The following is a 12,654-nucleotide window of genomic DNA, read 5'->3' as shown; positions in this document are numbered from 1 at the left end:
CTGACACCCACTTCTTGCTGAGCGTCCATGGCTTCTTCCTCTTCTCGCCCTTCGCGGCTGCTGGGCTATCTGCTGTTGTTTGCGGCAGCGATCGCCGTTGCCGCTCTCCTTTCTATTAGCCTTAAGCAGGGCACTACCCCCACGCCCAACTATCAAGCTGGCGGCGAAACCACCTTCTACAACCGGTCTTCGCACGCCTTCGGCCAGCCCGCTCCGGGCCTAAATGCCCAAGAGATGGACTTACACGCTGAAGGCGATGTCGCCTTCGACGCGGTATTTGTAACTGCGCCTGCGCCCATCCATCCGGGGCTCGGCCCGACCTTTAATAACAACTCCTGCGCGGGCTGTCATATCAAAAATGGCCGGGGCATGCCGCAGCTCGGCCAGGCGCTGGTGCGAACGAGTTTACCGGCTTCGAGCGATCGCCCAATTGTCAAAACTGAAGGCGTCGTGCCCGATCCGGTGATTGGAACACAGCTGCAAGATAGCGGCGTGTATGGCGTACAGCCAGAGGCGAGCGTGACTTTGGAATGGCAAGAGATGAGCGGTCAGTATCCAGATGGTGAGGGGTATGAGTTGCGATCGCCCCAAATCACCCTTTCTGCTATTGATAACAACAGTCCTATTAGCGAAGATCTGTTGACTTCCCTGAGAATTCCCCCACCGATTTTTGGCGTTGGGTTGCTCGAAGCTATTCCCGAAAGAACGCTGAAAAAGCTCTCCGACCCGGAAGACAAAAACAATGACGGCATCTCAGGGCGAACCAACCACGTGTGGAACTTTGAGCAGCAGCGAATGGATGTAGGGCGCTTTGGCCTGAAGGCAAACTCGGCCAATCTGCTCTCCCAAACGGCAACCGCTTACGCGCACGATATGGGCATTGCCAATCCGCTCCTACCCAACGACGACGGCACGACAGAGATTGACGCCGATACGTTAGAAGCCTCTGCTTTCTACACGCAAACCCTAGCCGTTCCTGCGCGTACTCAGGTAGATAATCCGATAGTGCAAAGAGGCGAAAAACTCTTTGCCGATGCCAACTGCGCAGCCTGCCATCTCACTTCGATTCAGACAGGTTCAGCGACTGTGAAGGCGTTGGCGCACCAGACGATTCAGCCTTATACCGATTTGTTACTTCACGATATGGGCGAAGCCTTAGCCGATAATCGACCCGACTTTGAGGCCACCGGTCAAGAATGGCGGACGGCACCGCTATGGGGCTTGGGACTCACCCAGACGGTGCTGCCTTATTCGGGCTACTTGCACGATGGCAGAGCGCGCACGGTTGAAGAGGCAATTCTGTGGCATGGGGGCGAGGCTGAGAATGCGAAGCAGGCATTTATGGCGCTGAGCAAAGAGGGACGCGCAGCGATGCTGAAGTTTTTGAATTCGCTGTAGAAAGCTTTACTGCCAGACCTTTACTGCCAGAACGGTTGGGCAAACTTTACCAGCCAGTCTTTGACGCGGTAAGTGGCCTGGCAGTCGTCTTCGTTGTAGCGGAGGATGGTGTCGAGGTAGGTGCGATCGCCTGTCGTCAGCCAGTCGTCGTACCAGCAAATCGACTGTGCCCCATTGGCATCTTCATCTCGCCACTCAAACCCCATCCAGCGAGCCAGATGCTTCAGCGCGTAGCTTTCTACCGGCAGCGCCACCGCCTCGACAACGCGCTTGTGAATATCGACGAAGCGGTTGAGCAAATGGTCTATATTGACGCCGCCATCACCGTACAGCTCGCTGAGTCTACTCACCGTTTGCGCTTCGTAGGGGCAAAAGTGATAGATCGGCGCGTTGGGATAGCTATCGACCAGGGCCAAAAACTCAAACCAGGCAGTTTCTTCGTGCTCGGGGGCTTCGGCGACGAGGGCGTGGAAGGTTTCTTCCTGGGTGCGGTTATTGACGACTAAAACGCCGTGCAGATAAATCAGGTCTTTATCTGGAGCAGCTTCTATGTCGAAATAGAGTTCGATATCGGTGGTGGGAACGTCACTGGGCGTCAGTGGGAAGCGGCTTTTATGGAGGCGGGCGATCGCCTTCTCTGTCCAGTTCGCCTGCGCTTGAAAGATCATTTTCTCAGTCACCATCTGCTCTACGTCTAGCGAATAGGCCAGGTGAGATGGCTGCGCGCTGGCCAAGGCTTCAACCGTCGTAATGCCCATCTCTACGAGCGTGGGATAGCGTTTTTTGGTGACGCCCGGCAGCAGTGAGAGGTGATTTTGTGCTTTTGCTTCCTGGTAGCAGTGCCCCAACCACGGGCACATATCGCAGCGGCTACGGGAGATAAAGACTTCTGGTGGATTCGCCGCCGTAAGCACGCCGGACTGAGCCTCTAAGCAATCGTCTAAGGCGTCTTGCAGCTTAGGAACGTAGCGACCCAGAGTCACAGCGTACTGCTTTTCTTTGAGCAAGAGCCAGGCGGTCTCGGGCCACACGCCCTGCACTTCGGCGAGCACATAAGCTGCGAAAGCTGCCACTAGCTGATATTCGGGTTTGGGCTTTTTGCCCAGTTTGACGTTGTACGGCACATAGTACCAATCGCCCAGCCAGGACTCGCCAGCACGTTTCACTAGCACATCTGGCTCGCTGCGATACCGCACATCGCCAGGGCCTTGGGCCGTCAGCACGCCCCGGTAGATAGTCTCAACGCCATCGGCCATCATTTGGTAAGTAGCGTTGGCTCCGGCTTCCCAATTATTCCGCTCAAAGACAGGCCGCTGCAAAGGCTTGAACTGGGCAAGCATGGCAGTTCTGTGCTCAGCGCTGTCTTCGCGCAGCTTTACAAAATAGTCGCTGGGCGGATCTTTAAGCGTTGTATCCCCGTAGCTGTCGAGATAGACACGGCGACGACAGCGCTGGTAGTGGAAAAGCATGTGGTCGGTAAACCACATCGGGGCGGTGGCGGGTGGCGTCGTCCTGACGGAGGTTGATAAATTGCGCCGCGCAGTTGACAAACTGACCAAGACCAGAGATTACTCTGCTAGCGTAGCGTATTAAGTATCACGTCGAGTCAGATTACTTCAGTCGGTCTGGAGCCGTCGGGCGATCGCATCGGGTATTTCAATCACAATCTGCATAGCAGTTGATTCCTGACATCAAGCGAACTTGCCTTCATCTGTATACCCGCCTGAGCCCGGTGGGACCTTATCTGAGGGGTATCTAGAGGCTTTATACATCTTAGATCTCAAGTCACAGAACCTGCCTGTTGGCCTCGCCCCATAATTGGGAGCACCGCTCAGCGCTACTCCAGAAATTGGGCTGAGCTTACAGCAGCAATGTGACCTATGGTGGGCTCGACGGTATCAGCGATTAAACAATGGCAATGTATAAAAGACGATAAAGCTACTAAGGTCGATAAATATAGTATCTGAGCATGAGGAGAAATTTATGGAGATAAGGCAATTTTTAGATGAATTTTGGTCGTAAGGTTACTGTGTATCTTGCCGATGGAGTTCCATCCGGTATTAGGCATGTCGAAATTGCTAATTGGTCAGGTCAAGCAATTGCGTGCCCTAGAAGCAGGCTAAATGAACTTAAAGAGTGGTCAGAGACCGAGCGTCCTGGAGTCTATTTTCTTCTAGAGAAACAGACTGCGAAAACAGGTGATCGCGCTTATATTGGCGAATCTGAAAACGTGGTGAAGCGGCTCAGCCAACAAGAAAGGGATCAAGATTTCTGGAATGAAGTAATTATCTTCACTAGCAAAGGCGAAAATCTTACTAGAGCACACGTTAAATATCTAGAGTCACGTCTCACCGCCATCAGCAGAGCTGCTGACCGCTATCGAATTGAGAGCGGCAATACGCCTACCGAATCCGTTCTTCCGAGAGCTGATAGAGACGTTATGGAAGAGTACATACATAATCTCCGAATTGTGATGGGAACTCTGGGTCACAGAGTTTTGGAGCCGGTTAAGGTAGTGGCCTCTCCTAAAAGGCCTGAGTCAGAAGCTCGAAAGCTAGCTAACTTTACATTCTCATTCTCCTCTTCTACTGTGAAGGCAACGGGACAACAGTCCGACGACGGCTTCGTGCTGTTTGAAGGTTCGGACATTTCCGGAAAAAACAATCCGAGCATGCCCAAGAAAGCTGTAGCGATGCGTGAAAAATGGATCGACGACGGAACAGTGAAATCCGATGGCGAAAATTACAAGCTCACCAAAGATATAGCGCCTAGCTCTTCATCATATGCGGCAGCGCTTATCTCCGGGAACAGCAAGTCGGGGCCTACGAGTTGGCTTACTGAGGAAGGCGTCTCACTCAAGAAGATAGAGGAAAGACTGCTCGATGAAACATGACAGTGTTTTGCTTTTATTCGAGATTGACGAGCCGTTAGCCGGTATCTATGGCAGTCCTGCTTGGATGGAATCGTTAACGCTAGCGGCCTAAGTCTGCGTGACTCTCAGAGGCAACTATCGTGCCAAGAGCCCCCCACTCAGCCGCCGCAACGCCTTCTGCACCATATCGGCATACTTCAGCTCGCCCGTGAATATTTTCACCATCGCCCTTGTTGCCGATGGCTGCTTGATAATGGTGCGATAGCCCAGCTTAGGGGCGGTGTAAAACGCCTTAGCTAATCGCGATGCCAAGCGCATTTCACTGCCTAACTCGTCGGCAATGATGCGGCTATAGTTTGCCAGGGCATCTGAGTCGCCTGCTAGCGCTAGGTCAACAGCCTCAGCCGCTTTGATGCCGGTAAAAATAGAAGGACGAATGCCTTCGGCAGTGAAGGGATCGACAACGCAGGCGGCTTCTCCTGCGAGCAGGGCATTTTGGGTGTGCAGGGTTTGGTCGCCGTCCCACAGGCAGACCGGGTGGCCGTGTTTTTGGGTGCGATCGCCATCCACCCCAAACGAAGCCGCATAGTCCACCATCGGCTGCACCAGATCGCCACCTTTGCGCTGGTTCGTACAAAAAGCGCCGCTGCCAATCGAATAGCCGTCCGCTTTAGGAAAATTCCACACGTAGCCATTCTTCAGCAGACCAAATTCAAAATGCACCACGTGGCTATTTTCTACCGCCACCTTCGGTTCGATTTCAATCGCACCCGCCACGCTCGTCTTGCGCTTGTTGAAACCGAGCCACTTAGCCATCGGACCGCGCGCGCCATCGGCAGCGATTAAATACTTGCCAGTTAGCGTCTCGTTACGGCTGGTTGTCACTTTCCAGCAATTCTCTTCAAAAGCGATTCCCGTCGCCTTGGTGTCATCTTGCAATACCGCTCCTTTGCGCTGTGCCTGCTGGACAATGTAGTGATCAAACTCATTGCGACGCACCATCCAAATTGGCAGACTCAGGTCAGTTTCTACCACGTCTCCCAGCTTCCAGGTATACCGGGCGCGAGTCACCTTTTGCGAAATCACTGGCTCAAAGTCAAAGTCAAACCAGTCTGCAATCTGCGGAGAAACGCCGCCACCGCAGGGCTTATAGCGAGGCAGCGAAGCCTTCTCTAGCAGCAGCACTTGATGACCGTTTTTGCTCAAATGGTAGGCCGCACTTGCCCCTGCTGGTCCCGCGCCGACAATAATGCAGTCGTATGATGACATATTTGAACAATCCCTGGCATTGAGGTCACAAAAGCTAGCTACAAGTCTATCCTTTGAATGGCCTCGTTAAATGACCTACATCTGAGGGAGAAACGGTGAAACAAAGGCAATTGCTGTGGACTCAGGCCCTGCGCCGCTGGCAAACAATTGTTTTATTAGGCAGCGTTGGCCTGGGCTACTTTTTGCTGCTAGTGGCGACCAATTTTCGGACGGTAGCTTGGGTGCTAGGCGGGCTAGTGGCGATCGCTATGCTACTCACCTGGTTTCAGCAGTTTTGGGCGATAAAAGAAGACGCTGGGCCTATGAAGGATGACGCTTCTTAGTGAGAGGACAATCTTCAGAAGGCAGTGTCAGATTGTTCAACGATTTGAGACAGCAGATTTTGACCTGGGGTTTGGGCTGCTGCACGGTATAGCGCGATCGCATAGTCTCGAATCTTCAGATGCGTGGACACCTCAGGGTAAGGCTCATAGTTGAGTTCGTCTGTCCCATCAACGTTAAACCGGCCAAGAGCGTAGTAAATCGGGAAGTAAATGTTAGCGTCTGTCCTTTTGTACAGAAACAGAATGTACTTTGATCCTTTTTTGACTGGGCGGTAATTGTTGGGTGTGCTGAGCACCAGCGATCGCTCATTCCAATCTTCATGACCAACCGGCAACCGGTAAATCTCGTCGTCGAGAATAGCCACATCTTGACCCAAGCTAATGATATCGCCGTCTTGAAAGCTGCCTTTTAGTACCGTCTCTACCGCAAAATCAGAGACAGAAAATTCGTATCTCGTGATATCGTCGTGTACCTTGATCTCGCTCTCTTCTAGAGATTCTAGAGGTTTGCCAATGGCGATCGCATCTGCCCTTTCAGCAACCTGTCGAAAGTTCTGAGGGAAGATGGGACACAGCAGCTCTGCTCGAATGGCATTGATAGGCAGTTTTTCTCCTGAACTGGTGAGGTAAAGGTCTTCCTCAAAATAGCGAGTTTCTTCGTCCTGCGATTTAGCCGCTACCTCACGGACAGCCGCTTCTTGGACAGGCCGCTCTGCACGCCCACAGCTCACACCTACGACTGAAACTATACCGATTACCAGACAGATGAAACGTTTCTTTTTCATTGATTAGACCTCTTGCATAATTACTTTTGTGATATGCTAACGGGTTTTAAATAAAAGGGCCTTTGCCTGCACTGTTTGGATGGCCCTAGTTAAAGGGCAGATATTAAAGGAATTCGGCAAAACCTTTAATAATACCATTAAATCTATTATGCAAGAGGTCTATTGAAGAGCGTCTTTGAGCGCGGAGGATTGGTCAAACCTTTATTAGGCAGTGTTCTCAATAGTTATCCATAGGCTATCTCCCCTCTCAACTTGGATTGCCTCAGTTACTGAATCTGAAACGGACGGAGGCTCCAACACAAAAAGGGGAGAACACATCGTGCCCTCCCCTCTGCAAACGTTAAATTTAGCTATTGAAGCAAGCTAACAGACTAGCTGAGCAGCGCATTCGCCCGAGATACTACATTATCAATGGTGTAGCCAAACTTCTCCATGACCACGCCGCCCGGAGCCGACGCGCCAAAGGTATCGACGCTAATCATATCGCCTTCGTCGCCGTAGTACTTAGCCCAGCCAAAGCTGCTCATGGCTTCCACCACCAAGCGCTTTTTCACTGCTTTAGGCAGTACAGACTCTTTGTAGGCTGCGTCTTGCTCTTCGTAGAGCTTCCAGCATGGCATCGAAACCACGCGCACTTTTTTGCCATCGCCGCGCAGCTTTTCAGCCGCATCTTCGCAGAGCTGCACTTCACTACCGGTCGCAATCATGATCAGGTCAGGCGTACCATCTGAGTCGGACATGATGTAGGCACCCTTGGCAACCGCGTCGATAGAAGAACCGGGCAGGTTGCGCAAACCCTGTCGGGAGAAGCACATTAGCGTCGGGGCGTTGCGCTTTTGGATGGCGATTTTGTACGCGCCGGAGGTCTCGTTGCCGTCGGCAGGGCGAATCACGTACAGGTTGGGAATGGCGCGTAAGGAAGCGACCGTTTCTACCGGCTGGTGAGTCGGGCCGTCTTCACCCAGGCCAATCGAGTCGTGAGTCATGACGTAGACCACGCCTGCCTCAGACAGGGCCGAGAGGCGAATTGCCCCGCGCATGTAGTCGGTGAAGACGAGGAAGGTTGCGCAGTAAGGAATCAGACCGCCGCCGTGCAGGGCGATGCCGTTGCAGATTGCGCCCATGCCGTGCTCGCGCACACCAAAGTGAATGTTGCGATTTTCGTAAGCGCCTTTTTGATAGTCGCCGGAAATTTTTAGCTCGGTCAGGTTGGAGTGAGTCAGGTCAGCAGAACCGCCGATCAGTTCAGGCAGGGCAGGAGCCAAAGCGTTCAGCGTCGCTTCCGAATTCTTCCGAGTGGCTAGTGCCTTGTCTTCGGGTGTGTAGGTCGGCAGCGCATCTTCCCAACCGTCGGGCAGTTTACCGGAGATCATCCGCTCAAACTCAGCGGCTTCCTCTGCATACTTGCTGCGGTAGGTCGATAGCGTCTTCTCCCAATCGGCTTCAGCCTCAGCGCCTTGATCAATCGCCTGACGGTAGCGGCTAAGCGCATCTTCAGGAATCTCAAAGAAGTCGTACTTCCAGTCCAGGTTTTCGCGAGTGGCAATGGTCTCATCGTCGCCGAGCATGGCCCCGTGGATGCCGCCAGTGCCCGCCCGGTTGGGGGAGCCATAGCCGATGGTGGTCGTAATCTTGATCATGCTGGGCTTGTCGGTGACCTTTTTGGCTTCAGCGATCGCCTTCTCAATCCCCGCCAAGTCACTATTGCCATCTTCTACATGCAGCACATGCCAGCCATACGCCTCGAAGCGCTTGCTCACATCTTCTGTAAAGGCAATATCTGTGGAACCATCAATCGAAATATGGTTGTCGTCGTATAGGGCAATCAGCTTACCCAGGCCCAAGTGACCAGCCAAAGAGCAAGCTTCACTCGAAATGCCCTCCATATTACAGCCGTCGCCCATGATGGTGTAGGTGTAGTGATCGACCACCGTGCAGTCAGGCTTATTAAATTTAGCTGCCAGGTGCGCTTCGGCCATTGCCAAACCAACCGCGTTACAAACGCCCTGCCCCAGGGGGCCAGTCGTCACTTCAATACCGGCAGTCTCAAAGTTCTCAGGGTGACCGGGCGTAGTGGAGCCCCATTGCCGGAACTGCTTAATATCGTCAATGCTGACGCTGTCGTAGCCCGTGAGATACAGCATGGCGTACTGCAACATGCAGCCGTGGCCCGCTGAGAGGACAAAGCGATCGCGGTTAAACCACTTCGGATTCTTCGGGTTGTGGCGAATAAACTTATCCCACAGCACAAAAGACATCGGCGCTGCGCCCATCGGCAGGCCAGGATGCCCAGACTGTGCGGTGTTTACGGCGTCAATGGCCAAAAATCTAATGGAATTGATACACAGCGTTTCAAGCGATTGAGTTGCGACAGCCATAGTGGTTTCTTTTAGGTGAACGACGGGGTAGTGGAGCGGTTGGTAAAACTCTCAGGAAGTGAGGCCATTATACTGACGAATCAGCCCTCTCTTAGAGGCCACTGATTGGCCTAATGACTCAGTTTTCAGCGTACTTTTTAAAGGCTAGCGTGACGTTATGCCCCCCAAATCCAAACGAGTTTGACAGGGCGACATCTACCGTTTGATCGCGACTTCTGTCAGCGACATAGTCCAAATCGCAAGCGGGGTCAGGATTGACCAAATTAATAGTGGGGGGCACTTTATCGTTGGCAACAGCCATAACGGCCGCAACGCCCTCAATGCCGCCAGAGCCACCGAGCAAATGACCGGTCATGCTCTTGGTCGAACTGACGGTAATTTTGTAAGCATGGTCGCCCAGTACGGTCTTAATGGCAGCAGTTTCATTGGGATCGTTGACGGGTGTGCTGGTGCCGTGGGCGTTGATGTAGCTAATGTCTGTTGGCGACAGATCACCGTCTTTCAAAGCCAGGCGAATTGAGCGGGTGGCCCCTTCACCGCCGGGAGCCAGACTAGTCATATGGTAGGCATCGCAGCTCATGCCGTAGCCCACCATTTCAGCGTAAATGCGAGCGCCCCGACTCAGAGCGTGGTCGAGATCTTCCAAGATTAAAATGCCGCAGCCTTCACCGAGAACGAAACCGTCGCGATCGCGATCAAACGGGCGACTCGCATGGGTCGGATCGTCATTGCGCGTAGACATCGCCCGTGCCGACGAAAAGCCCGCAAACGTCAGCGGCGTGACTGCCGACTCGGTGCCGCCACTAATCATCGCCTGAGCGTAGCCATTTTGCACCAGGCGAAAGGCATCACCAATAGCGTTAGACCCGGCTGCGCAAGCCGTCACTGGGCAGGAATTCGGCCCCTTGGCACCGGTTTGAATAGCCGTTAGCCCAGCGGCCATATTGGCGATCATCATCGGCACCATGAACGGGCTACAGCGGCTCGCCCCCCGATTGAGATAGATCTCCTGCTGATCTTCCATCACCTGAATGCCGCCGACGCCCGTGCCAATCATGACGCCAATTTGCTCGGCGTTGAGGTCGGTAATGGCTAGCTTGGCATCGGCTAATGCCTGCTTGCTAGCAGCGATCGCAAAGTGAGCAAACCGCGCCGCTCGCTTCGCATCTTTACGATCCATATAGTCCAAGGGGTCAAATCCCTTAACTTCGCCAGCAATTTGGCTACCGTGCTGCGACGGATCAAATGCTGTAATCGTATCAATGCCATTCCGGCCGCTAATCAACCCCTGCCAGTAGTCCTCCAGGGTATTACCAATGGGCGTTATCGCGCCCATACCGGTGATAACAACACGCTTTTTTTCTAAATTAGCCATAGTTTTAAAGGCAACGAGGGGCGGCGGCTTGTCAGGTCATAGGGACAAAACCAAAAGGCCAGAGAGCCTAACTCGATCAACTCAAACGTCGGGAAGCTAATAAAGTGTGGCTGATTTTCTGATAGCCAGGTTTTTGATAGCCAGGTTTTTGATAGCTAGGTTTTTGATAGCTACGGCCCGGTAGCCATGATCCTAGCAAGCGACCCAGATCTAAGCCGCTTTCGACTTAATAAAGTCAACAGCTGACTGCACAGTGCTGATGCTTTCAGCCGCTTCGTCAGGGATTTCAATGTCAAATTCTTCTTCTAGCGCCATGACCAATTCAACGGTGTCGAGCGAATCAGCGCCCAAATCATTGGCGAAGTTAGCCTCTGGCTTGACCTCGGCTTCGTCTACCCCTAACTGCTCAGAAACAATCTTCTGAACCTTTCCTAAAATGTCGTCACTCATTACTGTAGTTACCTTCAAACAGCGGCAAAAGCCCAAAAAAATCACCTAAATAGATACTACTGCGTCGCGACTGTGCTTCAGTAGCCTCTAAAATTTAGGTTTCACCATCTTATAGGAAAGCGTGACCCCCCTGCGCCCTCTCAACAGGTCATTTTGAGCTGACCATTCGGGTAAAACCCTAGAAAATATTACATTCCATAAATTTTTGCCCCCCTAACTGTCGAATCTCTCATCTCCTCAGGATAAACTGCTGTTGGGTTAGAGAACCCTTGCTCGCGGTTGACAGCTAGGGCAGCTTTTGAGCCGGTCGCTGACGATTGGCAACCCTGCAATCATAATTTTGGAGTTTATACTGCATGTCTCATTCAGTAAAGATTTACGATAACTGTATTGGCTGCACCCAGTGCGTCCGCGCTTGCCCCACCGATGTCTTAGAGATGGTGCCCTGGGATGGCTGCCGTGCCGGTCAGATCGCATCCTCCCCTCGGACTGAAGACTGCGTTGGCTGTAAGCGTTGTGAAACGGCCTGCCCGACTGACTTCCTCAGCATTCGCGTTTACCTGGGCGCTGAAACGACTCGCAGTATGGGTCTGGCTTACTAAGCTATCTAGTTACTAAGCTATCTAGTTACTAAGCTGTCTAGCTAGATCTGGACTAAGGCGTCTGGCTTTCTGAAGCATGGCCCTTGAAGCAGACCCTGCGAGGAATCAGTACTCATCAAAATCCCCCGCTGAGCTGTGTAGTTGCACAGGCTAACGGGGGATTTTGATTATTAGTTTGCCAGTGTTAGTTTGCCAGTGGTTTATGAGAGCTGTCTCAAATCTACCTGGCGGCGGCTACTTTTTTGACGGCCAAAACGCTGCCAAGCAAACCAATCCCGATGCCTAAGAAAGCGAGCGCCATCGGTAGCAAAATCCACTGTTGAGGCGTGAGCTGAAGCCCTTTGATCAAAAACGCAATGAAGGCGGGCTGCTGGCTAGCTGAGAGAGAACTGAGCCCAGTCTGAATGGTCAGCAGCAGTCCCCACGATCCACCAGCGCCTACAATCCCAAAGACAGATCCCTGTAGTAAAAAGGGCAGATAGATCCAGCTGCGGGTAGCGCCCACGAGCTGCATGACTTCGATTTCTTGACGACGGGCGATCGCAATCAGCCGAATAGTGGTGGTGACCACAGCGATCGCCGTCAGGCTCAGCAGACTCACCACCGACAAACTCACCCAGCGCAACCCCTGATTGAGGTCACGTAGCTGCTGCACCACCTCACTGACGTAGAGCACATCGCTAACACCGCCCATGCTTTTCAGCGTTCTAGCGAGCTGAGGCACCTGCTCCGCCGCCCGTGCCTTGACCTTGATTTCATCAACCAGCGGGTTACCATTCAGCTGAGAAGAGGCATTAGAAACATCCGACAGACCCAGATCCTCGGTGAGCTGAGCCCAAGCCTGCTCTTTGCTGACCGCTTCAACCGTGACCACACCGGGCAGTTTCTCTATCTGCCCCAGCAGACTGCTAGCATCGACACCGCTCTCTAAGTAGGTGGAGATCACCAGCTGTGAGCCAAACTGGTTGAGCAGCCCCTCTATCTGCCAGCTCGCCTGCAGGCTCACCCCAAATAAAAACAGCAGCACCGTCATCGTACTGATAGCCGCCCAGTTCATCCAGCCGCCCCGCTGCAATCCTCGCAGCGTCTCATGCAGTAAATAATCGGTCTTGGTTAGCGATTTCAGCACGATGATTAGTAGCTCCACAGCCGGGCTTTTCTAGGCTTCAGTTTGCCCTTATCAAAGGTGCTTGATACCAGCT

The 12,654-nt window shown here is 52.9% G+C and carries 11 protein-coding genes; 4 read left to right on the top strand and 7 right to left on the bottom strand.

Going from position 1 to position 12,654, the window contains the following annotated elements; translation table 11 throughout:
- Positions 1 to 27: 27 nt before the first annotated feature.
- A complete protein-coding gene (locus CKL79_RS06155) occupies positions 28 to 1,398 on the top strand; it encodes a di-heme oxidoredictase family protein (RefSeq protein WP_121968713.1) in 1,371 nt (456 codons plus the stop codon).
- 20 nt (positions 1,399 to 1,418) lie between these two features.
- On the opposite strand, the gene CKL79_RS06150 is transcribed toward CKL79_RS06155, so the two are convergent.
- Positions 1,419 to 2,957, bottom strand: coding sequence for a TM0106 family RecB-like putative nuclease (locus CKL79_RS06150; RefSeq protein ID WP_240518703.1), 1,539 nt, complete (start codon positions 2,955 to 2,957; stop codon positions 1,419 to 1,421).
- Between the two features lie 446 nt (positions 2,958 to 3,403).
- On the opposite strand from CKL79_RS06150, the gene CKL79_RS06145 reads away from it, so the two are divergent.
- Positions 3,404 to 4,291, top strand: coding sequence for a GIY-YIG nuclease family protein (locus tag CKL79_RS06145; protein WP_121968712.1), 888 nt, complete (start codon positions 3,404 to 3,406; stop codon positions 4,289 to 4,291).
- Positions 4,292 to 4,405: 114 nt separating this feature from the next.
- On the opposite strand, the gene CKL79_RS06140 is transcribed toward CKL79_RS06145, so the two are convergent.
- Positions 4,406 to 5,539, bottom strand: a complete 1,134-nt coding sequence (locus tag CKL79_RS06140) for a geranylgeranyl reductase family protein (RefSeq protein WP_121968711.1) — start codon at positions 5,537 to 5,539, stop codon at positions 4,406 to 4,408.
- Positions 5,540 to 5,634: 95 nt separating this feature from the next.
- Between CKL79_RS06140 and CKL79_RS06135 the strand changes: the two genes are divergently transcribed.
- Positions 5,635 to 5,862, top strand: coding sequence for a hypothetical protein (locus tag CKL79_RS06135; protein ID WP_141242162.1), 228 nt, complete (start codon positions 5,635 to 5,637; stop codon positions 5,860 to 5,862).
- Between the two features lie 14 nt (positions 5,863 to 5,876).
- Here CKL79_RS06135 and CKL79_RS06130 read toward each other — a convergent pair whose 3' ends face one another.
- From CKL79_RS06130 to acpP, 4 genes are all read right to left on the bottom strand, one after another.
- Complete coding sequence (locus tag CKL79_RS06130) at positions 5,877 to 6,647, bottom strand: hypothetical protein (RefSeq protein ID WP_121968709.1); 771 nt, start codon at positions 6,645 to 6,647, stop codon at positions 5,877 to 5,879.
- A 371-nt stretch (positions 6,648 to 7,018) separates the two neighbouring features.
- Positions 7,019 to 9,025, bottom strand: a complete 2,007-nt coding sequence (tkt, locus tag CKL79_RS06125; RefSeq protein WP_121968708.1) for a transketolase — start codon at positions 9,023 to 9,025, stop codon at positions 7,019 to 7,021.
- Between the two features lie 118 nt (positions 9,026 to 9,143).
- Positions 9,144 to 10,400, bottom strand: a complete 1,257-nt coding sequence (gene fabF / locus CKL79_RS06120; protein WP_121968707.1) for a beta-ketoacyl-ACP synthase II — start codon at positions 10,398 to 10,400, stop codon at positions 9,144 to 9,146.
- Positions 10,401 to 10,610: 210 nt separating this feature from the next.
- On the bottom strand, positions 10,611 to 10,850 hold the full coding sequence (acpP, locus tag CKL79_RS06115; RefSeq protein WP_121968706.1) for an acyl carrier protein: 240 nt from the start codon (positions 10,848 to 10,850) through the stop codon (positions 10,611 to 10,613).
- A gap of 356 nt (positions 10,851 to 11,206) precedes the next feature.
- On the opposite strand from acpP, the gene psaC reads away from it, so the two are divergent.
- A complete protein-coding gene (gene psaC, locus CKL79_RS06110) occupies positions 11,207 to 11,452 on the top strand; it encodes a photosystem I iron-sulfur center protein PsaC (RefSeq protein WP_121968705.1) in 246 nt (81 codons plus the stop codon).
- Positions 11,453 to 11,672: 220 nt separating this feature from the next.
- Here the strand turns inward: psaC and CKL79_RS06105 are convergent, their stop codons facing one another.
- Positions 11,673 to 12,581 carry an ABC transporter permease gene (locus tag CKL79_RS06105; RefSeq protein ID WP_121968799.1) on the bottom strand — a complete coding sequence of 303 codons (909 nt, stop codon included), beginning with the start codon at positions 12,579 to 12,581 and terminating at the stop codon, positions 11,673 to 11,675.
- Positions 12,582 to 12,654: the final 73 nt, after the last annotated feature.

It is taken from the genome of Leptolyngbya sp. BC1307 (genome assembly GCF_002286735.1).
In the GTDB taxonomy this organism is placed as follows: Bacteria; Cyanobacteriota; Cyanobacteriia; order Phormidesmidales; family Phormidesmidaceae; genus Phormidesmis.
The sequence above is the reverse complement of the archived record's forward strand: the minus strand, read 5'-3'. Positions and strand labels throughout refer to the sequence as shown.

Bases quoted from the DNA above. Each gene is read 5' to 3' on its own strand.
- tkt (WP_121968708.1), bottom strand. From the start codon at position 9,025: ATGGCTGTCGCAACTCAATCGCTTGAAACGCTGTGTATCAATTCCATT.
- CKL79_RS06155 (WP_121968713.1), top strand. From the start codon at position 28: ATGGCTTCTTCCTCTTCTCGCCCTTCGCGGCTGCTGGGCTATCTGCTG.
- CKL79_RS06130 (WP_121968709.1), bottom strand. From the start codon at position 6,647: ATGAAAAAGAAACGTTTCATCTGTCTGGTAATCGGTATAGTTTCAGTC.
- CKL79_RS06145 (WP_121968712.1), top strand. From the start codon at position 3,404: ATGAATTTTGGTCGTAAGGTTACTGTGTATCTTGCCGATGGAGTTCCA.
- psaC (WP_121968705.1), top strand. From the start codon at position 11,207: ATGTCTCATTCAGTAAAGATTTACGATAACTGTATTGGCTGCACCCAG.
- acpP (WP_121968706.1), bottom strand. From the start codon at position 10,850: ATGAGTGACGACATTTTAGGAAAGGTTCAGAAGATTGTTTCTGAGCAG.
- fabF (WP_121968707.1), bottom strand. From the start codon at position 10,400: ATGGCTAATTTAGAAAAAAAGCGTGTTGTTATCACCGGTATGGGCGCG.
- CKL79_RS06140 (WP_121968711.1), bottom strand. From the start codon at position 5,539: ATGTCATCATACGACTGCATTATTGTCGGCGCGGGACCAGCAGGGGCA.